We start from the raw sequence: 26,825 nt of genomic DNA, 5'->3' as shown, positions 1-26,825 counted from the left end.
CGGCTGCCTCAGTCGGGCGGTTTCCCCTCCTTCCATTTCAATCTCGAACTCCTTCGATCGGCGTTAGAGCGCCCGGGACCGTCACCGTCGACTGACCGGATTGCTTGAGCGGGCGGTTTCCGCTCAGCCGCCGCATGACCACGTAGAAGACAGGCGTGAGGAAGATGCCGAATGCCGTCACGCCGATCATGCCGGCGAACACTGCAATACCCATTGCCGAACGCATTTCGGCGCCAGCTCCGGTCGATAGCACGAGCGGCACCACGCCCATGATGAAAGCCATAGACGTCATCAGGATCGGGCGCAGCCTCAAGCGGCTGGCCTCGATTGCCGCTTCCCTCGACGTTAGGCCGGAAAACTCCAGTTCACGTGCAAATTCCACGATGAGAATGGCGTTCTTGGCTGAGAGGCCGACAAGCACCATGAAGCCGATCTGGGTGAAGATGTTGTTGTCTCCGTGGGTGAGCCAGATGCCGGCGAGCGCCGCAAGGAGCCCCATCGGCACGATCATGATGATCGCCACGGGCAGCGCGAGACTTTCATACTGCGCCGCCAGAACGAGGAAGACCAGAAGCAGTGCCAGGGGAAAGATGATAAGGCTCGAGTTCCCGGCGATGATCTGCTGATAGGTGAGATCCGTCCATTCGAACTCGATCCCCTTCGGCAGCGTTTCGGCGGCGATCTTTTCGACGGCGGCCTGCGCCTCGCCGGAAGAATAGCCGGGCGCCGGCCCGCCGTTGATATCGGCCGAGAGGAAGCCGTTATAGCGATTGACCCGCTCCGGCCCCGCCGCCGGCTCGACCTTCATCAAGGCAGACAGCGGGATCATCTCGCCGGACTTGGAGCGCACTTCGAGCCGGCCGATATCGTCCGGCCGGCCGCGATAGGGCGCATCCGCCTGTGCACGCACCGAGTAAGTCCGTCCGAAGCGGTTGAAATCATTGACGTAGAGCGAACCCAGATAGATCTGCAGCGTGTCGAATACGTCGGTGACGGCGACGCCAAGCTGGTGCGCTTTTGTCCGATCGAGATCGGCATAAAGCTGCGGCACATTGATCTGATAGCTCGAAAAGAGTCCGGCGAGCGACGGCGTCTGGTAGGCCTTCGCGAGAAACGCCTTGGTCGCGTCGTCGAGCGCCTTGTAGCCGAGGCCGTTGCGGTCCTCGATCTGGAGCTTGAAGCCGCCGATCGTGCCAAGCCCCTGCACCGGTGGCGGCGGGAACATCGCGATGAAGGCTTCCTGGAGCGCGGCGTATTTCTGGTTGAGCTGCATCGCGATCGCGCCGCCGGAAAGGTCCGGCGTGAGGCGCTCGGAAAACGGCTTCAGCGTGACGAAGACGATGCCGGCGTTGGAGCTGTTGGTGAATCCGTTGATCGAGAGGCCCGGAAAGGCGACGGCATGCTCGACGCCCGGCTGTTTCAGCGCGATCTCGCTCATCTTGCGTATGACGCTGTCTGTGCGGTCGAGCGTCGCCCCGTCGGGAAGTTGTGCAAAGCCGACGAGGTATTGCTTGTCCTGCGCCGGCACGAAACCGCCGGGTACGGTCCTGAACATGCCGATGGTTGTGGCGGCGAGGACGAGATAGACCCCCATCACCAGCGTCTTTCTCGACAAGAGCCGCCCCACGCCGCCGCTATAGGCTTTCGAACCCGCCCCGAAAGCGCGGTTGAAGCCGCGGAAGAACCAGCCGAGCGGAAGCTCGATTGCACGTGTGAGCCAATCCTTCGGCGCATCGTGGGCACGCAGAAGGAGCGCTGCGAGAGCGGGCGACAATGTCAGCGAATTGAAGGCTGAAATCACCGTGGAGATTGCGATCGTCAGGGCGAACTGGCGGTAGAACTGACCGGTCAGGCCCGAGATGAAGGCGAGCGGCGCGAACACGGCGACAAGCACCAGCGCGATCGCGATGATGGGGCCCGAGACCTCACGCATGGCGCGGTGCGCCGCCTCGAGTGGCGACAGGCCCGCCTCGATGTTGCGCTCGACATTCTCGACCACGACGATCGCGTCGTCGACGACGATGCCGATCGCCAGCACCAGTCCGAAGAGCGACAGCGCATTGATGGAGAAGCCGAAGAGATGCATCACCGCGAAGGTGCCGATGACCGAGACCGGCACGGCAACGAGCGGGATGATCGAGGCGCGCCATGTCTGCAGGAACAGGATGACCACCAGGACGACCAGCACAATCGCCTCGAGGAGGGTATGCACGACGGCCTCGATCGACGAGCGCACGAACTGGGTCGTGTCGTAGACGATGCTGTATTTAACTCCGTCCGGCATTGTCCGCTGGAGTTCATCCATTGTTTTGCGGATGTTGTCGGAAATCTGGATCGCGTTGGAATTCGGCGCCTGGAAGATGCCGATGGCGACCGCGGGCTTGTTGTCGAGCAGCGAGCGTAGCGAATAATTCGCCGCGCCGAGTTCGACGCGCGCCACGTCGCGCAGGCGCGTGACCTGCCCGTCCGCTCCCGTCTTGACGATGATGTTGCCGAACTCCTCGGCCGTTTGCAGACGGCCTTGCGCGTTGACCGACAATTGCAGGTCGAGGCCGTTCGAGCCAGGCGAGGCACCGACGATGCCGGCCGCCGCCTGCACGTTCTGTTCGCGGACGGCATTGACGACATCGCTGGCTGCGAGATCGAGCCTGGCGAGCTTTTCCGGATCGAGCCAGATGCGCATGGAATAGTCGCCCGAGCCGAAGACCTGCACGTCGCCGACGCCCTCGATGCGGGCGATCCGGTCCCTGACGTTGAGCACCGCGTAGTTGCGCAGATAGGTGATGTCGTAGCGATTGTTCGGCGACAGGAGGTGCACGACCATGGTCAGGTCGGGAGAGCTCTTGGTCGTGGTGATGCCGAGCTGGCGCACTTCTTCCGGCAGTCGCGGCTCGGCCTGGGCCACGCGATTCTGGACGAGCTGCTGGTCCTTGTCCGGATCGGTGCCGAGCTTGAAGGTGACCGTCAGTGTCATCTGGCCGTCGGTCGTCGTCTGGCTCGACATATAGAGCATGTTCTCGACGCCGTTGATCGCTTCCTCGATAGGTGTCGCCACCGTCTCGGCGATCACCTTGGGGTTGGCGCCGGGATATTGCGCTCTGACCACGATCGAAGGCGGCACGACTTCGGGATATTCGGAAATCGGCAAGGCGTTGAGGCCGAGCAGGCCGGCCACGAGGATCAGCACCGACAGAACCCCGGCGAAGACCGGTCGATCGATGAAGAATCTGGAAATGTTCATGTTACGTCCCCTGATTGGCGCGTGCGGCGGGCGAACTGGCCCGTGCATGGCCGGAAACCGGCCATGCTGGCGCGTTGGGAATTCGGATCGCTCCCGGCCGACGGGTGGGAAGCCGGCCGAAAGCTCAGATGGCTAGCGTTCGGCCACGTCTATTGCAGCCGGTTGTTCTACCGAGGCCATTGCGACCGGCTCCGGCGCGACGACCGCGCCGGGGCGCACGTGCTGAAGTCCATTGACGACGATGCGTTCGCCCGGCTTCAGCCCCGTCTTGACGATGCGCAGCCCGTTCGCCCAGTCGCCGAGAGCGATCTGGCGATAGTCGAGTTTGTTCTGCGGATCGACGACGAGGACGAACTTCTTGTCTTGGTCCGTTCCGACGGCACGCTCGCTGATGAGAAGCTGCGGCTGCGGTTTCGGCTGGCCGATGCGCACCCTTACGAACTGTCCGGGCAGGAGCAACCCGTCGGGATTGTCGAACACCGCGCGGAGCTGGACGGTACCGCTCGCCGTATCGACCCGATTGTCGATAAACTGCAGGTGGCCACGGACCGGCTCGCCGTCTCCATCAATCTCCATCTCTACGGGAATGCTTTCGGTCGCGCGCCCTCCTGACGGGTCGGACGGAAGTTCGGACAGAACACGGGCCACGACCCCTTCATTGACGTCGAAGCCCACATAGATCGGGTCCACGGAAACGAGCGTGCTGAGCACGGGAGATCCCGAGCCTGCGGCGACGAGATTGCCGACCGTGACCTGAAGCTTTCCGATCCGACCGGATATCGGCGCGCGGATCTCGGTATAGCCGAGGTCGAGTTCCGCCGATTGGAGAGCCGCCTGGGCGGAACGGAGCGATGCCGTCGCCTCATGGTAGGCGCTCATGCGTTGGTCGAGATCGCTCTGGGAGACGGTGCGGCTTTCGACGAGCTTCCGGCCTCGGTCGAGCTCGAGCTTGGTGAGTTCGACGCGCGCTTCGGCGGCCGAAACCTGGGCCCTGGCCTGGGCAACCGTCGCTTCGAAGGGAGCGGGGTCGATCGTCACGAGCACGTCGCCTTTCTTGACGAGCGCGCCCTCGCGGAAGTTGACCGACTGGATCGCTCCGGCCACGCGTGACCGCAGATCGACCCGGTCGACCGCTTCAAGCCGCCCGGAAAACTCCTGCCATGTGGTGACGTCCTGCAACTTCACCGTCGCTACCGATACCGAAACAGCGGCGGGCTCAGTGGCGGCGCTTGCACCGGCCTTGGCACCGTTGGATTCGTCGATGAGCGCGGTCGCGGCCAGGAGAGACAAAACCGCACCAAGTCCGGCGCCGGCAAGCAGTCGGCGGGAACCGAAAATCGTCATAGCAATCTCCTTTACGGCCTCCGGGCCGAAAAATGGGGGAGCGGCTCTCTCATGAGAGCAGCGCTCCGGTCTGTTGGAAGAACGCGGCGAAATCGCCACGGATTTTTTCCTCCCAATCCTGCCTGCCCCCTGCCTCGTCCGCATAGGCGGCCGGCCAGCCTGTCGGGCCGGTCAGAACATGTTCGCGCACGAGCACACCCGCCTCCCGCAGGCGCCGCGCGTAATTCAGGCTTTCGTCACGCATCGGGTCGTCTTCGGCCGTGATGACCAATGCCGGGGCGATCCCGGCAAGCCTCGTCGACAAGGCCGGCGCCGCGTAGGGATGGCAGGCCTTGGCGGCGAAGCCGAGATAGCGGTTCCAGCCATCGGCCCACTTGCATCGCCCCGCGCTCGGCTCCGTGGCGCGGAAGGACCGCGTCGCCATGCAAGGATCAAGCATCGGCGACAGCAGGATCTGCCCGCGAAGCGCGCTCATTTGCTGGTCGCGCGCCATCAAGGCGACGCCTGCCGCAAGATTGCCGCCCGCCTCCTCGCCTGCGACGAAAAGAAAGGATTTACGGTTGGCCAACTTGGCGCAGCGCCGCTTCAACGCCTCCAACACGTCGAAAACGAATTTGAGTGCGGCCGGAAACGGGTTGGCGTTGGCCAGCGCATACTCGACGGAAACCACGATGGCGCCGGCATCGGCCAATTGCCCGGCGACCCGCGCGCCGCTTGCAAGCGAGCCGCCTAGAAAGAGGCCGCCATGCAGATGCAGCACCAGCGGTGGCGTCTCCGGCAACCGGTCGCCGACATAGACCCTCACGGGAACGGGTCCCGCTTCGTCGCAATCGAGGATCTCTTCTTTGAAGGTCATGACGCTGTTCCACTCTTGCCTGCGAAGACCCGGCGCCGGTCCATCGGCGGCGGTAATATCGCATGTGCTCCTGCCAACTCACTGTCAGGATGGTTCGCCCAGCCCTCGGTGCGTGTCGGTTCAGCCCGCAACAAGTGGGATTGTTTTTGTGTTGGAAAAAGAAGCGAAGATCGGATTACACTGTTTCTGTCTGTGAATAATCGGCATGTAGTCGTGGAGGTTTCCAGTGGATCAGCTCGCGGCGATGCGCGCCTTCGTCAGGGTGGTGGAAGCCGGCACCTTCACGCGGGCATCGGATTCCCTTTCGATGCCGAAGGCGACCGTCACCAAGCTCATTCAGGGGCTGGAGGCGCATTTGCGCACCAAGCTCCTCAACCGCACGACCAGGCGCGTCCTCGTCACAACGGACGGTGCTCTCTACTACGAGCGTTCGAAGCGGCTCATTGCCGACATCGACGAACTGGACGGCAGCATGGCGTCTTTGCAGGCGCTCCCCAAGGGAAAATTGCGCGTCGAGATGTCAAGCGCGCTGGCGAGCATGATTCTCGTTCCGGCGCTGTGCCGGTTCCATAAGATCTATCCCGACATCCAGATCGATCTCGGTGTTTCGGACCGGGAGATCGACATCCTTGCGGAGAATGTCGACTGCGCCATACGTGTCGGACAGCTTTCCGACCAGTCCCTTATCGCACGCCGGATCGCCGAGATAAGTTTCGTGACCTGCGCGGCGCCGCTCTACCTGGAGAAATTCGGGGAGCCCCGGCATCCGCGCGATCTTGAAGACGGGCATCGGGTCGTCAGCTATTTTCGTCCGCCGAACGCCCGGCAGGTGCCTTTCGTCTTCACCCGCGACGGCGAACAGGCCGAAGTGACGGGCCGTTGCCTGGTATCGGTCGACGAGGGGATAACCTACGTGTCGGCGGCGCGAGCCGGCCTTGGGATCGTCCAGGCGCCGACCTTCATGGTCCGGGAAGCGATCGGCAAGAGCGAGCTTCGCCCTGTTCTATCCGACTGGCATCGCGAGCCGCTGCCGGTCTACGTCGTCTACCCGCCGAACCGGCATCTCGGCAACAAGCTGCGCGTCTTCGTTGATTGGGCCGCCAATCTCTTTGCCGGTTCCGGTATTGACCGAGGCCTGGACGCCTGACCGACTGGCCGCGTTAGACAGCGTCCCATGCAATGGACATATTGTCGGCCGCGGCGCGTAGCAGCGGAAGAACTTCTGCTATTCTCTCCTCGGAGAACCGGGTTAGAGGCGCGGCGACACTCATCGTACCGACAATCGCGCCACGAACACGGATCGGGACCGCCATCGCTCCGACGCCGGCCTCGGCCTCTTCGTGCGCAAGGCCATAGCCCCGCCGTGAGGTCATATCCAATTCCTTTGCAAGAGCCTCGATCGTGCCGATGGCCTTGGCAGTCCCAATTTCCTCGTGTCCCAGGCCAGCCTCGATCGCGATCCGGAGTGCTTGTTCGCGCGGCATGCCAGCCAGCCAGGCCTTGCCGTTTGCCGTCGCGAACGGAATGATCTTTTCATTCATGTCGGGTTCGTAGACAAGGCCCGAGCGGCGACCGCGCGAGGAACCGATCCAGACCAGCGTCCCGTTCTGAACCGTCGTCAGGCGCACAAGCTCCTTGGTGCGCTGAGCCAGATCGTCGAGGATCGGTTGCCTGAGGTCGACGGTTTCCAGGCGCCTGAGCTGGCGCTGGCCAATGAGGGCCATGCGAAGGGTGAGGTCATAGCATTCGCTCTCGCTGTTCTGGCGAGCCCAGCCATTGTCGATCAGCGTGCCCAGGATGCGATGTGCGGCACTCTTGGGAATATCCAGCTGATGCGCCATGTCGGATAATCGCAGAGGCTGGTCCGCCATCGCCATGACCTCGACCATCGCGAGAGCCCGGTCGACCGCCCCACTTGATTTCCTATTGGCTTCGGTCATGTGTGATCCCTGTTTCTCCCATGCAGCACGCCACGGGAGAGGAATATGTCTGTGACCTCCCCCGCCTTTTCCAGAAACTCGGCTTCGCGTTTCGCCGCCAGCCCGCGGGGACGGGGCAGCTTTATCTCCAGCACACGGTCGATACGCCCCGGTCTGGGTGTCATGACGATCACGCGGTCGGCAAGCAATATTGCCTCGTCGATCGAATGGGTGATGAACAAAACGGTCATCCGGTTCTTGAGCCAGAGATCCTCAAGATCGATCCGCATCTGCTCCCTCGTCAGCGCATCGAGCGCTCCGAAGGGTTCATCCATCAGGAGCAAACGCGGCTTGAGAAGCAGCGCCCTGGCGATTGACACGCGCTGGCGCATACCGCCCGAAAGTTCATGTGGGTATCGATCCGCGAACTCAGCCAGGCCCACGGATTCCAGGAGTTCAAGTGCGTTCGGACGCAACTGCTCCCTGCTCGCCGATGTCATCTCCGCTGGAAACAGGACATTGTCGATGACCGTCCTCCACGGCAGAAGAACGTGGTTCTGGAAGACAATGCTCATGCCCCGTGGCGGCTGCGTGCCTGTGTCGCCGAAAACCGAAATCGTCCCCGTAGTAGCCGCGGAAAGCCTCGATATCATGCGCAGGAGCGTGGATTTCCCGCAGCCGGACGGGCCTACCACAGCGACGAATTCGCCTTCCCCTATGGCAAGGTCCACGCGTTCCAGGGCCTGGATCGCAGCTCCGGCCTTGCCAAATGATTTGCTTACATTGTCGAGAACGACCCCTCGCAGATCATTCCGCTGCACCGGCATTGTCATCCTTTTCTCCTCCGCCGGCGAAAGACTTTACCCTGCGCCCGCACTTTTGATCGGCTACCACTTGACGGAACGATAGTCCATATGGAACATCGTTCCAATATTGGCTACGGCCTCGTGACGAAAGCTATGGGAATGGCGATCCGGCGGCAGACCTCCACCATCATCAGCCTTGTCGGCGCCGCCGTGGCGTGGGAACTGGCAGTCCGGCTTTTCGCGGTTCCGGAATATATCTTGCCGGCACCAAGCCGGGTCTTTTCCGATCTCGTGAAGAACCTCCACGTCGTTCTTCCGGCGGCCTATTTTACGCTGGAGCCGATGATCCTGGGCTTCCTCATGGCTGTTGTCCTTGGCGTCGCGGTGTCGCTTGTCGTCGTCTATTCGCACGTGTTCGAAGCGGTCCTCTATCCGCTCCTGGTGGTGCTGCAGATCATCCCGAAGATCGCGATAGCGCCGCTGTTCATCATATGGGTGGGTTTTGGGCTTCCCTCGAAGATCCTGCTCGTGTTCCTGCTTTCTTTCTTTCCGGTCGTCGTCAATTCGATCGTCGCGTTCAAATCGGTGGAGGCGGAACTCTATGATCTCGCGAGGAGCTATCGCGCGAACCGGCTGAAGATATTCTGGAAGGTCGAGTTGCCGGGGGCGCTGCCGTCACTTTTCGCCGGCTTCAAGGTCGCCGCCGCGCTTTCGGCGACCGCGGCGGTCGTTGCCGAATTCGTCGCTTCGGACAACGGGCTCGGCTACCTGCTCCTTGGCTATAACGGCAATATGAATACGAGCATGTCGTTTGCCGTGATCGTCGTCCTCAGCGTGCTCGGCCTTCTTCTTTATGGCGTGGTCGAACTGATCGAGCGCTGGGCAATCCCATGGCACGTTTCGCAACGGCGCGACGACTTCACCGTCGGCCAGAGCCCTGCCTGACCGCGCCTGTCGACCCACATGCAACTGACTTAACCGGGAGGATCCTAGACATGAGACTGATTGGAAAGACTATTGCCGCCGGGGCGCTTGCGCTGGCGTTTGGTGTCGCTTCCGCGGCACCGACATTGGCGGCAGACAAGGTGAGCCTTCGCCTCAACTGGCTGCTCAGCGGTGTCCACTCGATTTTCTACCTCGGTGTGGAGAAAGGTTTCTACAAGGATGCCGGCATCGATTTGACCATCGGCGAGGGTCAGGGATCGGCGCGCACGGTCCAGGTGATTGCGACTGGAGGCGATACGTTCGGTCTTGTGGACGGCGGCAGCGTGATCGCGGGAGCAAGCCGTGGCGCGCCGGTGAAATCGGTGCTCGGGATCATGAACACCTCTCCTTACGGCATGTCGTTCCGTGCCGATTCCGGCGTGAAAACGATCAAGGACGTCGAAGGAAAAACAATTGCCGCCACCGCCGGGGAAGCTTCCCTGCCGCTGCTGCCGGCGATCTGGAAGCAGAACGATGTCGATGCGAGCAAGGTAAAGATCCTGAATGTCGACGGTCCAGGCAAGATCGTCGCGATCCTTCAGAAGCAGGCGGACGGTATTCTTGCGGGCCTCGAGGGCCAGGTTGTCATCCTCAACCAGAAAGGTCTCGACCAGAAGGTCTTCTCTTTCGCCGAACTCGGCGTCAACACGCAGGGCCTCACCATCATCGCGAACGACGAGGAGACCAAGTCCAATCCGGATCTCGTAAAGCGCTTCGTTGCGGCGACCCTCAAATCGATGGAGGCCGCGAAGGCTGACCCGGACGCCGCGGTGGCGGCCGCCGCAAAGGCCAAGCCCCAGGCCGACCCCGAACTGCTGAAGGCGCAGTTGAAGGTCTCGCTGACATTGATACCGTCCCCGTCGAAGCCGGACGCGCCGCTCGGCCAGATGGAACTGGCGGATTGGCAGCGGACGCTCGACCTGATGAAGCAGTATCAGGATATCGAGACGGACAAGGCCGCGGACAGTTTCTTCACCAACGAGTTCATCGGCAAATAGCCGGCGTTGTCGCGGGCGTCATGGTGCGCCCGCGACGTATCCTTGCAGGCAGGTGCGCGGTGATGGATGCGGCAACATACGATCTGTCCGGAAGGATCGCCGTGGTGACGGGAGCCAATGGCGGATTCGGTACGGCAATTTGCCGGCGGCTCGAAGCGTGTGGCGCAACGATTGTCCGCTGGGACCTGAGGCAGGATGATCGCGGTGACGGTGTCGAAGTCGACGTAACCGACCAGATGAGCGTCGAGCGGGCCGCTGCCGTTCTTCGAGAGCAGCATGGCCGGCTCGACATCCTCGTCAACAATGCCGGCATCGTCGGCGACGTCCACCCGACTTGGGAAATTCCGGTCGAGGAGTTCCGGCGCATCCTGGATGTGAATCTCTTCGGTTCTTTCCTCGTCTGTCGCTCGCTCGTTCCGTTGATGATCGAAAGCGCGGCTCGGAGCGGGTTTGGGCGCATTGTCAACATGGCCTCCATCCAGGCGAAGGAGGGCATGCACATGGCGGCTGCCTACAGTGCCGCCAAGGCGGGCCTCGTTGCGTTGACCAAGAGCCTTGGCAAGGAACTGGCGCCCAGCGGAATTCTCGTCAACGCGATCACCCCGTCGGCTTCCCTGACGGCGATGAGCCGGGACGCACCGAAGGAACGGCTTGACGACATCCTGTCGCGTATCCCGATGGGACGCTTTCTTGAACCGGACGAAGTGGCGGCGATGGTTGCGTGGCTCTCATCCGAAGAATGCAGTTTCAGCACCGGCGCCGTTTTCGACCTTTCAGGCGGCCGGGCCACCTATTGAAGCGAGGTAGAATGGCGCTCCTTGGAAAAGCAGTCGTTGCCATCTGGAACGACATCACGCCCGAAGGGCGGTCGAACTTCATCGAGTGGCACAACCGGCAGCATATTCCAGAGCGGGTCGGCATACCGGGGTTCCATCGCGGCCGACGCTACATAGCCGAACATGGCGCTCCCGAATATTTCACGCTCTACGAAGCGGTGGATGAAACGGTTCTTTCCGGCCCTGGGTATCTGCAGAGGCTCAACAATCCGACCGACTGGACGCGGGAAGCGACCAGCGCCTTCCGCAACACCGAACGGGGCGTGTGCGGCATCGTTCATTCCATCGGCTCAGGCGACGGCGGTTACATGCTGACTGCTCGTTTTGATGCCGAAGCAGGAGAAAGAACAACGCTTCAGAAGCATCTGGTGGAGCGGCTCGGCGCCATCGAACGTCTTCCGTGGATCAGCGGGGCGCATCTGTGCATTGCGGATACCGCCGCAAGCGGTATCGAGACGGCAGAACGAAAAGGCCGTCAGGTGAGCGTGCCAAACTGGATCGTGATGATCGAAGGCTCGTCGGCGTCCATGGTCGAAACCGCTGCGTCCGAGCTTATCGAAGGGGATCTTGTCGCCAACGGGATGAAGGGGGCGTCTCAGCGCGGGCTGTATCGGCTGGAATATTCCCTTGCCGAGTTTGAAGGTCCCGGCATTGGGTGAATCCTACCCCTCTTCAATCCGGGACCAACTCGGCAGTCTGCTTGCCGGGCTCGCCCAATCAGGCGATCTCATTGGCCTCCCCGAGATCGAAGCACGTGGGCTTCTGCCGGAGAGCGTCGAGGACGTGATGCGTGTGCAGGCTGCTTCCGTGGAAGGGCATCCTGTTGCGGGATGGAAAGTCGCTATCGGTCCCGGCGGGCTTCCGGTCGCGGCGCCGCTGCTGAATCTAGTGAAAGCCGATAGTAGCAGGCATGCAACCTGCAACTGTCCGAACCTGACGGCAGTCGAGGTCGAGATTGCCTTTTGCCTCAAATCCGATCTTGCACCGGACAGAGTCTACGGGCGAGAGGACGTGCTCGCGCACATCGGTTCTGTTCACTTGGGCATCGAACTGATTGCACCGCGGCTCCACGAAGGAGACAAGGCGCCTTTCCTTCTTTTCCTGGCCGATCGACTCGGCAATGGTGGTTATGTGGTTGGACCCGAACTGGATCCTGCCGTGCTTGACATGCTGGCGTCAGCCGCCTCACGGCCATTAATGAAAATCCAGATCAACGGCACCGAGAAACAAGCCGTTTGTCCCGCCCATGCAAATGGTGACCCGCTGGCGCCCTTGGTCGCCTACGCCAACGCACAGAACGATCGTCTGGACGGGCTCCGGGGAGGACAATTCGTCACGACGGGAAGTCTATGCGGAGTCCTGCCGGTTCGGGGGGATTGTCGTCTTCAGATCGACTGGCTGGGCACCCTGTCGATCGATTGCCAGGATATCCAGCGTCCAAATCCGGCTGCTTCGGGTAGCCAAAGAGCAAGTCCGGGCTGCAGCCAGACGAGAAACATGCCGAAGATCAGCAGCAGGACGTAGGGTGCCGCACCTCCTCACGCTTCGCGCTTGCGCACCGTGCCGTAGACTATGTTCCGGTTCGATCCGTAATAGACTTCTGCCTCCACCACATTCCTATCGACCGCGGCGTTGATGATGTCCCACATGTCGTCGGCGGAGCGGAGAAGGAGCGGCCAGTCCATGAATGTCTCCATGTAACCGTCCGTGGTGATCTCGTCGCTGAAATTGGCGAACAGAAACCTGCCGCCGGGTTTGACCAGTTCCATTGACCTTTGCAGCAGGCGAACGCCGACAGCGCGCGGAAGATAGTCATACAGACCAGAGGCGTAGACGAGATCGAACGTACCGAGGCTGTACGCGCGCCTAAGAATACCGCGAACGGAACCGTCCCTCGCCTCGACCACGTTCCCGGCCCGATCACGGTTCACCACGGCCACGCTGACGGGATCCTGATCCAGGCCGACCCAGCGTTTCAATTTTCCCCGGGCAAGAGCCTCGGAAAGCTCTGTTTCGCGCAAATGGCCGCACGCAATCGCCAGAATCTCGGCCTGGTCGATGCGGTTGGCGGTCTCGTCGACGCTCTTCGCCAATATATCCCGTCGTTCGCGCCCGGCCACCGAACTCGGAGCATCGCTGGTATAGGCATAAATCTCCTGTCCAAGCGCGGATGACGACGCCACGATCCCGGCCGCGCTTGGGTGCTTGTAATAGATGTCCAACAAGCTCGCATCGCCCGAATAGCCACGCGGCTTCTCAAAGGACCAGCGCGTGAATGGATCCTGCAAAAGATATTTTGCGACACGATGCTCTTGGGCGAGCGGAATGAGCTGTCGCCAAACGCCAGGACTCGCTTCACGGCGAAGCTCGTGAAGCCTGCCCGCAAGACGATCGACGATGGGAGCAGCAGGCTGCTGGCCGGCGAAGCCCTGATAGGCAAGATCGAGGATAAGCGCCAGTTGGGCGGTCCGCTCGCGCAATTCGCCGGGATCTGGGGCGAGTCCGGATACTGGATCGTGCTTCCGGATCAGGTCGGACGTTATAAGACTGGATTTGTCTAATCTCAGTTTTGCCTTCGCCATCGAATGTCCCCGTAGCCGAATGAACAAGCATAGGCACGCGACCTCATAGGTGCGACGCTTTTTCGTAAAATTTTACATAATGCGCGAAATTGGGGCGAGGCTTGCCGCGTGTTGTCGAGAACGGGGTTAACGGTCGGTTAGCGACATTCGGGTTTTCTTGTGCGGGGCGATCCATTCGATCGCGATGCATAACCAGTTCTTTGTTACTTCGACCGTAAGGGGTAGCCGCCGAGGAACGCTTCAATGCATCTGTCGAAGGACATCGCTCGAAAAGTCTTCAAGGCTACCGCGCGTTCGCGCTGGAAGCCTGCCGATCCAACGCTTTGGGCATTGCTCATGCGGAAATATGCGGATCGGAACCGGACGATTCTCCGCTGGGGGATGGCCGCGGCCGTCCTCAGCTATATCGGCTATGGCCTCTTCGACTGGTTGTTGTTTCCGGATATCGCCGGGCGCCTCATCCTCACTCGCCTGACGCTTGGCCTGGGGTTCCTTACCCTTATCGAGGTGTGCGCTCGCCGGGGGGCAGAACTCGCTACCCTGCATCTCATCGCCGCGTCGGCGATCGTGGCCGGCGCCGTCGGATGGCTCGCTTTTGCTATCGGCACGAGCCATCAATCGGAGCTGTCCTATTTCATGGTGTTCGGGACGGTCTTTATCCTCGGGGCGAATCTCTTCTTCAATTTTCGCCTTTGGCTTTCAATCGCCTCCTCGGTCGTGGTGACCGTAGCCTTCATCGCGGCTGCGCTGTTCTCGCTTAATGCCGACATTGTGGGCCGGGCGATAGTGTCCGTCTACTTTGCGAATTGCTTTATCTTGTCGCTCTACCTTTCATGGCGGCTCAGTCTGGAGCGATATCAGGAATTCTTGCATACTCTTCGCGCTCAGGTTCAGGAGCGGGCTGCTCTGGAAAAGGGCGAAAAGCTGGGCGAAATCGCTAATACGGATCCGTTGACCGGGTTAAGGAACCGGCGGGCGATCGCGCGCGAATTCTCGGAATTGAGCAAGCAGTGGGCTGCGGGTGGTCGCGACATCGGCGACGACGCAATCGGCGTGTTGCTCATAGACGTCGACCATTTCAAGGCGTTCAACGACCGGCTCGGACATCAGGCCGGCGACGATTGCCTAATGATGCTCGCGGATGCCTTTGCCGAGACGGCATCCAGGCACAAAGCTATTGCCGGTCGCTACGGCGGCGAAGAATTCGTCGTTTTATGCCGGATCGAAGGGGAATCGAAACTCCGCGTGGTCGCGGAAGAATTTTGTCGCGCCGTCGAAAACCTGCGGATCTCCCATCCCAATCGCAGCGACGGCCATGACATTGTCACGATTAGCGTCGGCGCCACGCTGACACGCGCAGACAAAAGCATGGAGCTTCGTGTGCTTTTGCAAGAGGCGGACCGAGCTCTCTACGCCTCGAAGTTCGCAGGCCGTGCGACGTTGTCGATCTACGACCCGGCGGCCACCGACCAGGAAAGATCCGACGAAAATCTATCCCGCCTGCTGAAGGTCGCCGTCGACCGGGGGCTCGTTTCGGTGGCCTATCAGCCGATCTACGATATCGTATCCGAGCAAGTGCTTGGCCATGAAGCCCTCATGCGTCTGCGCGACCAGGACGGCAGCGACATCAGTCCGGAGGTTTTCATACCCGCCGCGGAGCAGAACGGCTCGATCGTCGAACTGGGCACATGGCTGATCGACCAGGCATGCAAGGACATGGTCGAGCACGAGTTGGGCTCGCTCGTGACGGCGAACGTGTCGGTCGTTCAGCTCAGGACGCCCGGTTTTCCCCTGCAGATCACCGATATTCTTGGCCGACATGGACTCTCGCCGCAGAAACTCGCGCTCGAAGTGACAGAGGGCAGCGACATTTTCCTCGAGGCGCGGGCCGCAAGGAATATCGAGCACCTGAGAAGTCTGGGTGTCCAAATCTGGCTGGACGATTTTGGAACGGGATTTGCAGGCCTCGCCTGGCTGCGCCGTTTCAAGTTCGACGTTGTCAAGATCGATCGCAGCTTCCTGCACGACTCCGACACGCCGCGAGGAGCCGGCTTGCTGCAAGACATGGTAAGACTTCTTCGCAATCTCGGCTACGCCGTGCTCATCGAGGGTGTGGAGACTGAACAGCAAATGATGGTCCTGAAGCAGATGGACATTCATTGGATTCAGGGTTTCCTCAAAGGACGCCCTGTCCCGATCGAGGAGGTTGGCCAAATGATGGAAGGGCCATTCGCCAGCAGGTCGGTGCCGAAAGCGCGAGCAGGGGTAAATTAGTCTCCGACCCCTTCCGCCAGGACGGTCGATATAGCGTATTGGCTTCTTGCCCGAGGGTCGAGCGAGACTGCGCCTGGTCGATCCGTTTCCGAGCGATAGAAAGCAGCCTCGATTCCAATGGCCGGGAATTAACTTGCACTCCGGGAAACGAGGAGGACGAAACAAGATCATGGCGATCTCGGTGCTCTCGCCCGTGACTGAGAATATGATTGTCGCCTTCGCACCCGGCGCGTGTCGCTTTCACGACCTTGCACCAGGCCGTTCCATGATGTGATGGATTTGTTCGAGGTGCTCTCCGGCTTGTGGCCGGAGGGAGAATTGGGAAGCCGGTTGATGCCGGCGCTGCCCCCGCAACGGTAGCGGAGCGAAAAACCCCGACGAATGCCACTGGATCCGAATGATCCGGGAAGGCGTCGGGAAGGCCTGACAAGGCCAGCTCCGGAGTCCGGAAACCAGCCTGGAACATGTTGAAACCGACTGATCGCGGTGGGCGGTCAAGAGGCGGAGCGTTCCGGGCGGTCGTGCCCGTGGCCATCCACCCCTCCATCACCACCAAGTTCAGTCCTTGTGCCAATTGCGAGGACGGACATGGACGCGCGCAACGAAATGCCGAGGCTGCTTGGCAGCCGCCGGCAAGGGTTTTCCCTTCAACAACCCTTCTACATCGACCCGGAATTCTTTCGGCTGGACATGGAACTGATCTGGTATCGCGACTGGCTGTTCGTCGGCCATGATTGCGAGATCGCCAGGCCGGGCAGCTACTTCACCTTACAGGTAGGCGACTATCCGATTGTCGTGGTGCGCGGGCGCGACGGCGCCATCCGCGCCCTGCACAACACCTGTCGCCATCGCGGCAGCCGGGTATGCACGGCGGAGCGTGGGAGTTCAGCACGGCTGGTCTGCCCCTATCATCAGTGGACCTACGACCTCGACGGATCGCTGATTTTCGCGCGCCAGATGGCGGACGGCTTCTGCAAGGCGGATTTCGGCATGAAGCCGATCGCCTGCGAGAGCGTCGCCGGCTACATCTTCATCTGTCTTGCGGACGAGCCTGCCGATTTCGCGCCGTTCCGCACGCTGATGGAGCCCTATTTCGCGCCGCATGACCTTGCCGAGGCCAAGGTCGCGCACGAGACGACGATCATCGAGAAGGGCAACTGGAAGCTGGTCTGGGAAAACAACCGCGAGTGCTATCACTGCGCCGCGAACCACCCGGAACTCTGCAAGACTTTCCCGGAAGCGCCGACCATCACCGGCGTGCCGAGCGTCGACAGCGATCCGGAAATGCTGGAGCACTGGGCGCACTGCGAGAGGGCAGGCCTGCCGTCACGCTTCCGCATCGACGAGGCCGGCCAGTATCGGGCCGTGCGTGCGCCGCTTCTAAGGAACGCGGTCTCCTACACGATGAGCGGCAAGCCGGCCGTGCATAGGAACCTGTCCGATGCCGTTTCGGCCGACCGCATCGGCACGCTCATGCTCTACCACTATCCGACGACGTGGAACCACGTCCTGGTCGATCATGCGACCACCTTTCGTGTCCTGCCGATCAGCGCCACGGAAACGGCGGTGACGACCAAATGGCTGGTCCACAAGGATGCGGTCGAGGGTGTCGATTACACCGTCGACGAACTCACCCATGTCTGGGCGATGACCAATGACGAGGACCGGCGCATCGTGGAGGAGAACGCCTTCGGCATCAAGTCGCCGGCCTATGAGCCGGGACCCTATTCGGAACTGCATGAGGGCGGCGTGATCCAGTTCGTCGACTGGTATGCGGGCTTCATGGAGCGGCGGCTGGCCGAGGGCGCGGAGCCGGCACTTCGTTCCGTCGCTTGAGGAGGCGGACATGAACGCCATGACAGAGCTTTCCCTTTATCGCCATCTAGACGAGATGACGCCGTGGGACGATCGGCTTCAGGTGCTGGAGGTGATCGGCATCGCCGACGAGGCGCCGGAAGTGAAGACTTTCGCCTTCCGTTCGGATGCGCAAACCTGGTTCCGCTACAAGCCCGGCCAGTTCGTGACGCTGGAACTGCCTCTTGGAGAAGAGCCGCTGATGCGCAGCTACACGCTGTCGTCCTCTCCGTCGCGACCCTTCTCGGTCGCCGTGACGGTGAAGGCGCAGCCGGACAGTGTCGGCACGCGCTGGATGTTCGAGAACCTGAGGGTCGGCGATCATGTCAAGGCCTATGGTCCGGCCGGCGACTTCTCGCATCATGATCATCCGGCGGCGAAATATCTCTTTCTCTCGGCCGGCTCCGGCATCACACCGATGATGTCGATGCTGCGATGGTTCTCCGACTGTGCGCCGTGGACGGACGTCGCCTTCGTCAATTGCACAAGACGGCCGCAAGATGTGATCTTCCGCAGGGAACTCGAACTGCTCGGCAACCGCATGCCGGGCCTGTCACTCGACTTCCTGGTCGAGGAGCGTTCGGGAAACGAAAAGTCCTTCGGTCACCGCGGCCGCATCGACGACAGACTGCTGCCGCTGCTGGTCGCCGATTTTCCGGACCGGGAGATCTTCTGTTGCGGGCCGGAGCCCTTCATGCGTTCCGTGCGCGACATGCTGGAAACCGCGGGCTTCGATATGGCCCATTATCATGAGGAGAGTTTCGGCAGGCCAGCGGCGATGGCGGTATCGCCGCCGTTTTCGGACGAACCGTCGGCCGATGCGCAGGAAGCTCCGACCCGGGAGGCAGTGGCAATCCGTTTCGCCGCCTCCGACGTCGAGGCGCAGTGCCTTCCCGGGCAGACCGTGCTTCAGGCCGCACGCGGCGCCGGCGTGCGCATTTCCGCCGCCTGCGAGTTCGGCCTGTGCGGCACCTGCAAGACGAGGAAGCTCTCCGGCGAGGTCGAGATGAGCCACAATGGCGGCATTCTCGATGAGGAGATCGCCGAGGGCTATATTCTCTGCTGCTGTTCCAGGCCTCTTACGCCGATCGAGATCGAAGCATGAGGCGCCGTCGCGAAGAACTCGTTACGCGCGGCCACTGGATCGACCGGGCAACCATGGCCCGGATATCGCCGCTGCCGCCGCCCGAGGAGGTGTTCGCCGACTGGCTGCTGTCATTGCCGCCTGACGTGGACATCGAAGCTGCGGCCAGGCAGCAAATCGAACTGATCGATCGGCGCGTGAATTTCCATCCGGACGTTCACTGCCTGCGTATGCTGCTTGTGGCTGTCGCGGGCGAAGGTGCCTGGCAACGATCTTCGAGGAATCTCTGAGGAGCGTCATGTACTGAGGCTGGCTTGCAGGCGCCTCTGGTCGCCCTCGCGGATCAGATTGCCTTCCCCGGTCGAGGTGAAGCGCTTGCGGGCCGCCTTGACGGCGGCCGGGCGAAGAAGCGAGCCGACATTATCGGCCCGGAAGGGAGGTGCTTCAGGCATGGATCTTCCGTTCTCCCCGCTGTGCATCGGTCGGCGATTTGGCTTGTGTTCTCAATTGTCTTGCTGCTTCCACCATATTGAGAAGTGCCGGGCGCACTTCTTCCCATTTGCGCGTCTTCAACCCGCAGTCAGGGTTGACCCAGAGCTGTCTGTCGGAAAGCCGATGGCGGGCAAGGATCAGCAGGTCGAGCATTTCCTCGACCGGCGGAACGCGGGGCGAGTGGATATCATAGACGCCCGGGCCGATCTCGTTCGGATAGCGATAGTTCCGGAACGCATCGAGTAGTTCCATGCGCGACCGCGATGTCTCGATGGAGATGACGTCGGCATCCATGGCCGCGATCGCATCGATAATATCGTTGAACTCGGAGTAGCACATATGGGTGTGGATCTGCGTTGCGTCGTCCACACCTGTGGACGCCAGGCGAAAGCATCCGACCGCCCATTCGAGATAGGATGCCCAATCGGACTTGCGCAGGGGCAACCCCTCACGCAAGGCGGCCTCATCGATCTGGATGATGCGGGCACCCGCCTTTTCAAGATCGGAAACCTCGTCGCGGATGGCCAGAGCGATCTGTTCGCATACGGCGCTACGGGCGATGTCGTCACGGACGAAAGACCAATTCAGGATCGTCACTGGACCGGTCAGCATTCCCTTCACCGGTTTCGCCGTCAGCGACTGGGCATGCCGCCACCAACGCACCGTCATGGGATTCGGGCGCGAGACGTCACCGAAGATGATCGGCGGACGCACATAACGGGAGCCGTAGCTCTGCACCCAGGCGTGCCTGGTGAAGGCGAAGCCGGACAGTTGCTCGCCGAAATATTGCACCATGTCGTTGCGCTCGAATTCGCCATGGACGAGTACGTCCAGGCCGAGGCCCTCCTGCCAGCGGATCGCCGCGGCTGTCTCTTTCTTCAGGAAGGATTCGTAGTCGACGAAACTCAGTTCGCCCCTGGCATGCGCTGCACGCGCCTTGCGAACCCCCGGTGTCTGCGGAAAGGAACCGATCGTGGTGGTGGGGAAGTGGGGAAGGCCCAGTCGCTTGTCCTGCTTTCCGGCACGTTCAACGAATGCGCTTTGCCTGCGCCTCATGTCCCCCGTGATTGCCGCGATACGGCCCTCGACCAGCGGATCATGCACCTTGAGAGATGCCGCCCTTGCGGCGGCGGCCCTGGCCGAGGCGCCCAGTTGCGACGCGACGACATTTTTCCCGTCGGCGAGTGCACGCGACAGGACAACCAGCTCGTCGGCCTTCTGGACGGCGAAAGCGAGCCAGGATTTGACGTCCGCGTCCAGCGCCGTCTCCAGCTCGAGGTCGATTGGCACATGCAGGAGCGAGCAGGACGGGGCGATCTCGATGCGCTCCGGCGGCCAGCCGGCGACAATCGGCCGAATCTTCTCAAGCATCGCTGGCAGGTTCGCACGCCACACATTACGGCCGTCGATCAAACCCAGCGACAGCACCATCTCCTTGCGTGCGAGCCGGCCGACCGCTTCCAACTGTTCGGCCGCGCGCACGAGATCGACGTGCAGCCCCGCCACGGGCAGCGAAAGCGCCGTATCGAGATTGTCTCCAAGGGCACCGAAATAGGTGGCAAGCATGATCTTCAGTTCCGGTGCGGCCTTGGCCAGCCTGCCATAGGCGAATCGGAAGGCTTCCTGTTCGTTCGGGATCAGGTCGAGCACCAGCGCCGGCTCGTCTATCTGCACCCAATCGGCGCCGGCCCTGGCCAGCCTCCTGAGGAGTTGCGCATAGACGGGAATCAACTTCGGCAGCAGGGCCAGTGGATTGAAGCCTTCCGCCGTCGATTTCGCCAGTTTGAGGAAGGTGACGGGGCCGATGATGACGGGTCGTGTATGGACACCGAGCGCCTTCGCCTCGAGGAATTCGTCCACGGGCTTTGTCGAAGAAAGCGCGAACGCCTGATCGTCGGAGAGTTCCGGCACCATATAGTGGTAATTGGTGTCGAACCATTTTGTCATTTCCAGCGCGGTAGCGCCATGTAAGTGGCCAGGATGGCCGCATCCTCCGGCTTCGCCTTCACTGCCGCGCGCCATGGCAAAGTAGGTGTCGAGCGATACCGGGCCTTCCTTCCAGCCGAAGCGTGACGGCACCGTGCCGACCATGACCGCCGTGTCGAGGACGTGGTCGTAAAGCGAGAAATCGTTGGACGGGATCTTCGTCACGCCCCGGTCGCGTTGCTCGATCCAGTTTTCGGCACGGAGCTTCTTCGCCATTGCGAGGAGGCCATCGGCAGAGGATTTGTCGGACCAGTAGGATTCCAATGCGAATTTGAGCTCACGCCTGCGGCCAATCCGCGGAAAGCCAAGCGTTGCGACAGGAACTTTCAGATCGATAGACATGCCATACCCCGATAACTGGGGCGGCGTGGCGATGAATGTCGGCGAACCAGGCCCTGAGGCCACAGACACCGCAGCCATCGGACACCCCGCCCGTGGACGTTGTTTGCGCCACGGCAGGTCTCCTGGCTCGCGGGTCATCGCCTCGGCCCGTCTTCCCGAAGCCGTTCGGCCTCAGTGACATGAATGGGCTGGGCTCGCCGCCTACAGTTGCGGGGGCAGCGCCGGCCTTCCGTGCGGGTTACCGGCTTCCCTCTTAGCCTCCGGACGATGATTGACCCGGAGGAACCTTGGCACGCCCATCATATTTGCGCCGCCGGCCGAGTCAAGAGGATATAAAGAGATGTTTATATCGTTACGTCTTCGCTATCTGGTGTCTTCAAGGAAAGCGGCACCGGCCGGATCTCGTCCTCATCCGCCCTTGACCGCTCCGGCGGTAAGGCCTTCCACGATCTGCCTCTGTGCAAAAAGGGTGAGGATCAGTACGGGCGCCGTCACCACCAGCGCGGCTGCCGATAGCGGCCCCCAGCTCACCTGTTCGTAGGAAAGCATGTTGTAGACGGCAACCGGCAGCGTGCGTGTCTCATGGTTGGCGAGAACGATGCCGAAGACGAAATTGTTCCAGGAAAAGATCACGGCCAGGATCAGCGCCACGACGATCCCGGGCTTGGCGATCGGCAGGGCGACCAGCCGGAAAATCTGCCAGGAGTTTGCCCCGTCGATGCTGGCTGCCTCCTCCAGTTCGATGGGCGTCGCCTCGAAGTAACCGATCATCACCCACACTACGATCGGCACGGTGACGACGAGGTGGATGATGACCTGGGGCCAGATCGTTCCAACCAGCCCGATCCACTGGAAGAGCAGGAAAAGCGGGATCAGATAGGAGAGCCCCGGCGTCATGCGTGCGATCATGACGACGATGGCCGCCTTGTCTGCCTTCAGCCGCGCGATGCCGTAGCCGGCCGGCACCCCGACGAGCAGCGCCAGGATGGTCGCGGAGCCCGTCACCAGGATGGAGTTCAGGAAATACAGGAAGAAATCGTTCTCGCGGAACACCTGGACATAGTTCTGCCAGGCAAAGCGGTCCGGTATGAGGATCGGCGGATAGGCGCCGTTGTCGATCTCGAATTTCAGCGACAGGGACAGCATCCAGATGAAGAAAAGCACCACCGGTGAAACGATCACCAGCGCTACGAAGAAGAGCGCTATCCGGTCCAGCAGGCGCGAAGTCATCTGGTTTTTGCCTCCGACCACTGCATGCGCGACCTGATCATGAGCAGCACCATCGAGAGCACGATGATAAGCACGAAAAAGACGATCACCATCGCCGACGAGTAGCCGATGTTGTAGTAGGCGAAGGCGGTGTTGAAGAGGTAGATGTTGATTGTCTCCGAGGCCGTGCCCGGGCCGCCTTGCGTCATCGCGTAGATGATGTCGAAGCTCTTCAACGCATCGATGGTGCGAATGATCGTCGCGACCATGATGAAGGGCGCGATCATCGGCAGCGTCAGGTAACGGAACTGCTGCCATGCGTTGGCGCCGTCGATCTCGGCGCTCTCGTAAGGTTCCCGCGGCACCGAAGCCAGCCCGCCGAGCACGATCAGCATGATCAGCGGCGTCCACTGCCATGTCTCCACCGCGACGAGGGAGGGAATGACGGTCCTCGGATTGAAGATCCACTCCTGGGCCGGAATGCCCACGAGCGACAGCAGATAGTTGAGCACGCCGAGCTGCGGATGGAACATCATGGTCCATACCAGCGAGATGGCCACCGGAGTCGCCATCATCGGCATGACGAAAATGCTGCGCAGAAAACCGCGCAGCGGAAAGCGTGCATTGAAGACGAGAGCCGAGAACGTGCCGAGGACCACCGGCGCGACCACCGACATCACCGTGTAGTAAAGCGTGTGCACGAGCGATTCCCAGAACCGCTCATCGCTCCAGAGATGCGCGTAGTTCGCCAGACCCACGAAACTGCGGCCCTGGCCGAGGGTCCACTCGTTGGCGCTCATCCAGATCGTGAATGCCCAGGGAAAGATGATGACTGCCAGCACCACGATCAGCGCCGGCAGCACGAACGGCCAGTAGTTGGGGGCCAGCCTGAAACGCCGGCCCACCAATTCCTCGCTGCCCGATGCCTGCGCCAAATCGGCCATCAGGCCTTTTCGCTCTTTTCGAGCACTGGCTTGAACGCTTCGGTCGCCTTCTTCAGTTCATCGGCCGGATCGCTGCCCGAAATCATGTTGGTAAGCGCGACGCCGAAGACGTCGCGGAACTCGGTCACCGGAATGATGACCGGCAGCGCCAGCCGGCTGATCTCGCCCGAGCCGACGACGGCGTCCACCCAGTCGCTGGGCATCGTGACGCCCTCGCGGACCTTCGGGTCGTTGAGGATCGACTTGCGGAACGGCACGCCTGCCCCAGCCTGCAGGAGCCGTGCGCCCATGATCGGCGACACCGCCCATTGGCAGAACAGATAGGCCGCCTCTTTCTTCTGGCTGGCCGCGGTAACGCCGATCCCGTCGCCGAATGTGCCCGAAGCATGCGCCTTCGGTCCTTTCGGCATGATGCCGTAGCCGACCTTTCCGACCACGCGCGACTTGTTGGGATCCTCCAGCGGCGGTGCGAATCCGACGCCGTCGAACCACATGCCGATCCTGCCTTGCAGGAAGGCCGATTGCGACTCCGCCCAGTTGAAGCCGGCCACGCCGGGAGGCGCCGACTTCGTCATCAGCCGCTGGAATATCTTCGCGGCTTCGATCGCTTCCGGCGTTTCGGTCTGCAATTGGCCTTTCTCGACCGAGTATTTGTCGAAGCCGAGCATCAGCGATGTCCAGACAGGCACGTTGGCGTTCTTCAGGCCGCGCGCCACGAAACCGAAGACGTTCTTGTCCCTGTCGGTGATCGCTTCGGCCGCCTTCATCATGTCGTCGAAGGACGCGGGATAATTTATGCCCTTGGCCTCGAATAGTTCCTTGTTCCAGTAGATGATCCAGTAATCGACCGAGAACGGCAGCGAGCGGAGCGTGCCGTCGCTGTCCTTGGCGAAATCGAGACCCGCCTGGGCGAAATCGGCTTCGGTCAGCCCCGCGTCGGTAAGCGACGGATCCTTGAGGTAGCCGCCGATGTCGGCCAGCCAGCCGGCCTTCTCGAACTGCCGCTTCTGGACGTGATAGCTGAGATGCACCACGTCGAAACTCGGCTTGCCGGAACTCAATTCGATCACGGTCTTCTGGCGCTGCTGCTGTTCCGGCGTCGCCTCGGCATTGACCTTCATGCCCGTCATTTCCTCGAATTCGGACATGTATTTGAGGAGCGTCTCGCTTCGCGGGCTCTTCACGAGGTTGACGTCGAGCGTCTGGCCGGAAAACTTCTTCCAGTCCACATCGGCGGAAAAGGCAGGCCGGCCGCCGAACATCGCAGCGGCCCCCAGGCCCGCGGCGCCGGCAAGGAATTCTCGCCTGGTCGCCCTGAACACATTCTTGGTCATCGTCTCCTCCATCTGTTTTCGTATTCTCGCGTTGTTTCGTTCGCCTTGCCGGGCTGCGAGCACCCGACGCGGCCGACTGCCTCCGGAGTTAAAATTCCACCGCCCTGCGCCGCGCGGTCTCGATATGACTTGCAATGGCCCGTGACGCTTCATCCTCATCGCGCCGTTCGAACGTTTCGATTATCCTCAGGTGCTCTCCCATCACCGCAGGGATCATGGGCACATATAAACGTGTTTCGGCCAGCCGGATCAATTTGATCTTGATCCAGTTCACCCGATACGCGTTGCTCAGGATCTCGTTTTTCTGCAGGTCGATGATCGCCTCGTGCAGGCTGAGGTCCACCGCCTCGGCGTCTTCCATCAGGTTGGCGTCGTCGCCGGCCTCGTGCCGTGAGAGGATGCGCTCGTGGCTTTCGCGCAAGGCGGCGATCGCGTCGGCGGAGGCATCACGGGCGAACAGCCGCGCCGCCGGCTCCTCCAGGAAGGCGCGGAACTGGAAGGCATTGCGCACCAATGCCAGATCCACCTGCGGAACCTGCATACCGCGCTGCGGGACGGTGCGGATCAGCCCCTCCGCTTCGAGCCTCGGTACAAGTTCGCGGATTGATCCGAGCGGAAAGCCGGTGATCTGCACAAGTTCGCGCTGGGTGATGAACTGGCCGGGCCTGATTTGCTGTTCGAGCAGGCTCTTCGTGTAGCCGCGATAGGCCTGGTCGCGGAGATTCTGGCCTTCACTGGCGCGGGTCTGCATTGGATTGCTCATCCCGCCTCTCGTTGGTCACGTTGCCAGGATCGTGTCGAATTCGGCCGCCGCCTTTCGCGCGAGCGCCGGATCGAGATCGGTGGCGGGCGGCCGCATCCTCCCATAGCCGCCATCCTTGCGGACATGGGCGGTCAGCGCCTTCACGGTCGGCAATACAGGCAGGCGGCAGATCATGTCGACAAGCCTGACGACCTTGTCGCTGTCCTTGCCTTCGTGGATGACGGGCCTGAGCAGGCCGGGCGCGACGTTGGCGAGCCCGCAGATGGAGCCCTGTGCGCCGGCGCGGACGGCACGCGCCAGGAGGCGTTCATCGCCGATAAGGATCGCCAATTCGCCGTGCTCGCGCAGGAAGGCTTGCGCGTCCTCCCAGCGTCCGGACGAATCCTTGACGCCGATGATGACGCCAGGGAAGCTCTTTTTCAGCCGCGACACCAGTTCGACGGAAATCGGAACCGAGGTCTGGCCTGGGATGTGATAGAGGATGATGCCCCGCGCCATCCGTCCGATACGTTCGATGGCGCGCGAGAACCAGGCGTAGAGCCCCTCGTCCTCCACGCCTTTCAGATAGAAGGGTGGCGCGAAAAGCAGGCCCCGCACGTCCGCGTCGAGCGCAAGCTTCGACTGGGACACCGCGTCGTCGATGGAGACGGCGGAGACCCCTGCATAGATCTTGTCGCCCATGTCGAGATCGGTTCCGGCAACGGCCGCCAGGATTGCCTCGCGCTCCTTCATGCTGAGGCCATACCCCTCGCCGGTGGTCCCGAACAATGTGAAGCTGTCGCAGCCTTCCGCGAGAACCTTTCCGGCGTGCGACACCAGGCGCGCCGCGTCGACACTTCCGTCAGCGGCAAAGGGCGTTACCAGCGCTGCGGATAGACCGAATATTCGATCGGATTTCATGTTGCCCAACTATGTTGCAACTAACATGTTAGACGGATGTCAGTGCGTGTCAAGGCCTCGAAACGCGCCGGAAGCCG

General features: G+C 61.6%; 23 protein-coding genes and 2 riboswitches. Of the genes, 10 read left to right on the top strand and 13 right to left on the bottom strand.

Annotated features, from left to right (window positions below):
- Positions 1 to 37 precede the first annotated feature (37 nt).
- From RBH77_RS02905 to RBH77_RS02895, 3 genes are all read right to left on the bottom strand, one after another.
- A complete protein-coding gene (locus RBH77_RS02905; protein ID WP_311030656.1) occupies positions 38 to 3,241 on the bottom strand; it encodes an efflux RND transporter permease subunit in 3,204 nt (1,067 codons plus the stop codon).
- A gap of 132 nt (positions 3,242 to 3,373) precedes the next feature.
- On the bottom strand, positions 3,374 to 4,585 hold the full coding sequence (locus tag RBH77_RS02900) for an efflux RND transporter periplasmic adaptor subunit (protein ID WP_311030655.1): 1,212 nt from the start codon (positions 4,583 to 4,585) through the stop codon (positions 3,374 to 3,376).
- Between the two features lie 49 nt (positions 4,586 to 4,634).
- Positions 4,635 to 5,441 (bottom strand): alpha/beta hydrolase, encoded by an 807-nt coding sequence (locus RBH77_RS02895; protein WP_311030654.1) that lies wholly within the window; start codon positions 5,439 to 5,441, stop codon positions 4,635 to 4,637.
- A gap of 226 nt (positions 5,442 to 5,667) precedes the next feature.
- Between RBH77_RS02895 and RBH77_RS02890 the strand changes: the two genes are divergently transcribed.
- Positions 5,668 to 6,588, top strand: a complete 921-nt coding sequence (locus RBH77_RS02890; RefSeq protein WP_311030653.1) for a LysR family transcriptional regulator — start codon at positions 5,668 to 5,670, stop codon at positions 6,586 to 6,588.
- 13 nt (positions 6,589 to 6,601) lie between these two features.
- Here the strand turns inward: RBH77_RS02890 and RBH77_RS02885 are convergent, their stop codons facing one another.
- Together RBH77_RS02885 and RBH77_RS02880 are read right to left on the bottom strand one after the other, a co-directional pair.
- The gene (locus RBH77_RS02885) at positions 6,602 to 7,330 is read right to left on the bottom strand and encodes an IclR family transcriptional regulator (protein ID WP_311030652.1); all 729 of its coding nucleotides are present in this window, start codon (positions 7,328 to 7,330) and stop codon (positions 6,602 to 6,604) included.
- A gap of 47 nt (positions 7,331 to 7,377) precedes the next feature.
- A complete protein-coding gene (locus RBH77_RS02880; RefSeq protein WP_311030651.1) occupies positions 7,378 to 8,193 on the bottom strand; it encodes an ABC transporter ATP-binding protein in 816 nt (271 codons plus the stop codon).
- An 81-nt stretch (positions 8,194 to 8,274) separates the two neighbouring features.
- Between RBH77_RS02880 and RBH77_RS02875 the strand changes: the two genes are divergently transcribed.
- From RBH77_RS02875 to RBH77_RS02855, 5 genes are all read left to right on the top strand, one after another.
- On the top strand, positions 8,275 to 9,111 hold the full coding sequence (locus tag RBH77_RS02875; RefSeq protein WP_311030650.1) for an ABC transporter permease: 837 nt from the start codon (positions 8,275 to 8,277) through the stop codon (positions 9,109 to 9,111).
- 50 nt (positions 9,112 to 9,161) lie between these two features.
- Positions 9,162 to 10,148 carry an ABC transporter substrate-binding protein gene (locus RBH77_RS02870; RefSeq protein ID WP_311030649.1) on the top strand — a complete coding sequence of 329 codons (987 nt, stop codon included), beginning with the start codon at positions 9,162 to 9,164 and terminating at the stop codon, positions 10,146 to 10,148.
- Between the two features lie 62 nt (positions 10,149 to 10,210).
- The gene (locus RBH77_RS02865) at positions 10,211 to 10,945 is read left to right on the top strand and encodes an SDR family NAD(P)-dependent oxidoreductase (protein WP_311030648.1); all 735 of its coding nucleotides are present in this window, start codon (positions 10,211 to 10,213) and stop codon (positions 10,943 to 10,945) included.
- Positions 10,888 to 11,643, top strand: coding sequence for a DUF4286 family protein (locus RBH77_RS02860; protein ID WP_311030647.1), 756 nt, complete (start codon positions 10,888 to 10,890; stop codon positions 11,641 to 11,643). Before RBH77_RS02865 ends, RBH77_RS02860 begins: the two co-directional genes overlap by 58 nt.
- Positions 11,612 to 12,508, top strand: coding sequence for a 2-keto-4-pentenoate hydratase (locus RBH77_RS02855; protein ID WP_311030646.1), 897 nt, complete (start codon positions 11,612 to 11,614; stop codon positions 12,506 to 12,508). Before RBH77_RS02860 ends, RBH77_RS02855 begins: the two co-directional genes overlap by 32 nt.
- Before the next feature lie 14 nt (positions 12,509 to 12,522).
- Here RBH77_RS02855 and RBH77_RS02850 read toward each other — a convergent pair whose 3' ends face one another.
- Positions 12,523 to 13,566 carry a class I SAM-dependent methyltransferase gene (locus RBH77_RS02850; RefSeq protein WP_311030645.1) on the bottom strand — a complete coding sequence of 348 codons (1,044 nt, stop codon included), beginning with the start codon at positions 13,564 to 13,566 and terminating at the stop codon, positions 12,523 to 12,525.
- A 243-nt stretch (positions 13,567 to 13,809) separates the two neighbouring features.
- Here RBH77_RS02850 and RBH77_RS02845 point away from each other — a divergent pair, with 243 nt between their 5' ends.
- The 4 genes from RBH77_RS02845 to RBH77_RS02830 all read left to right on the top strand — a co-directional run bounded on the left by RBH77_RS02845 (position 13,810) and on the right by RBH77_RS02830 (position 19,068).
- Positions 13,810 to 15,840, top strand: coding sequence for a putative bifunctional diguanylate cyclase/phosphodiesterase (locus RBH77_RS02845; RefSeq protein WP_311030644.1), 2,031 nt, complete (start codon positions 13,810 to 13,812; stop codon positions 15,838 to 15,840).
- A 269-nt stretch (positions 15,841 to 16,109) separates the two neighbouring features.
- A riboswitch (cobalamin riboswitch) is annotated at positions 16,110 to 16,315 on the top strand.
- Between the two features lie 113 nt (positions 16,316 to 16,428).
- Positions 16,429 to 17,676 carry an aromatic ring-hydroxylating oxygenase subunit alpha gene (locus tag RBH77_RS02840; RefSeq protein ID WP_311030643.1) on the top strand — a complete coding sequence of 416 codons (1,248 nt, stop codon included), beginning with the start codon at positions 16,429 to 16,431 and terminating at the stop codon, positions 17,674 to 17,676.
- A gap of 19 nt (positions 17,677 to 17,695) precedes the next feature.
- A complete protein-coding gene (locus RBH77_RS02835) occupies positions 17,696 to 18,799 on the top strand; it encodes an FAD-binding oxidoreductase (RefSeq protein ID WP_371832863.1) in 1,104 nt (367 codons plus the stop codon).
- Positions 18,796 to 19,068, top strand: coding sequence for a hypothetical protein (locus RBH77_RS02830; protein ID WP_311030641.1), 273 nt, complete (start codon positions 18,796 to 18,798; stop codon positions 19,066 to 19,068). The genes RBH77_RS02835 and RBH77_RS02830 overlap by 4 nt, the downstream gene beginning before the upstream one ends.
- Positions 19,069 to 19,074: 6 nt before the next feature.
- On the opposite strand, the gene RBH77_RS02825 is transcribed toward RBH77_RS02830, so the two are convergent.
- From RBH77_RS02825 to RBH77_RS02795, 7 genes are all read right to left on the bottom strand, one after another.
- Entirely contained in the window at positions 19,075 to 19,230 is a 156-nt protein-coding gene (locus tag RBH77_RS02825; RefSeq protein ID WP_311030640.1) for a hypothetical protein, read from the bottom strand.
- A complete protein-coding gene (metE, locus tag RBH77_RS02820; RefSeq protein ID WP_311030639.1) occupies positions 19,223 to 21,598 on the bottom strand; it encodes a 5-methyltetrahydropteroyltriglutamate--homocysteine S-methyltransferase in 2,376 nt (791 codons plus the stop codon). Before metE ends, RBH77_RS02825 begins: the two co-directional genes overlap by 8 nt.
- Before the next feature lie 95 nt (positions 21,599 to 21,693).
- Positions 21,694 to 21,903, bottom strand: a riboswitch (cobalamin riboswitch).
- 103 nt (positions 21,904 to 22,006) lie between these two features.
- The gene (locus tag RBH77_RS02815) at positions 22,007 to 22,828 is read right to left on the bottom strand and encodes a carbohydrate ABC transporter permease (RefSeq protein ID WP_311030638.1); all 822 of its coding nucleotides are present in this window, start codon (positions 22,826 to 22,828) and stop codon (positions 22,007 to 22,009) included.
- On the bottom strand, positions 22,825 to 23,751 hold the full coding sequence (locus tag RBH77_RS02810) for a carbohydrate ABC transporter permease (RefSeq protein ID WP_311030637.1): 927 nt from the start codon (positions 23,749 to 23,751) through the stop codon (positions 22,825 to 22,827). The genes RBH77_RS02815 and RBH77_RS02810 overlap by 4 nt, the downstream gene beginning before the upstream one ends.
- Positions 23,751 to 25,085, bottom strand: coding sequence for an ABC transporter substrate-binding protein (locus tag RBH77_RS02805; protein ID WP_311030636.1), 1,335 nt, complete (start codon positions 25,083 to 25,085; stop codon positions 23,751 to 23,753). Before RBH77_RS02805 ends, RBH77_RS02810 begins: the two co-directional genes overlap by 1 nt.
- An 88-nt stretch (positions 25,086 to 25,173) precedes the next feature.
- Entirely contained in the window at positions 25,174 to 25,836 is a 663-nt protein-coding gene (locus tag RBH77_RS02800; RefSeq protein WP_311030635.1) for a GntR family transcriptional regulator, read from the bottom strand.
- Between the two features lie 27 nt (positions 25,837 to 25,863).
- A complete protein-coding gene (locus RBH77_RS02795) occupies positions 25,864 to 26,748 on the bottom strand; it encodes a dihydrodipicolinate synthase family protein (protein WP_311030634.1) in 885 nt (294 codons plus the stop codon).
- Positions 26,749 to 26,825: the final 77 nt, after the last annotated feature.

It is taken from the genome of Mesorhizobium koreense (assembly GCF_031656215.1).
Taxonomy (GTDB): domain Bacteria; phylum Pseudomonadota; class Alphaproteobacteria; order Rhizobiales; family Rhizobiaceae; genus Mesorhizobium_L; species Mesorhizobium_L koreense.
This window is presented reverse-complemented; position numbering and strand designations above follow the sequence as displayed.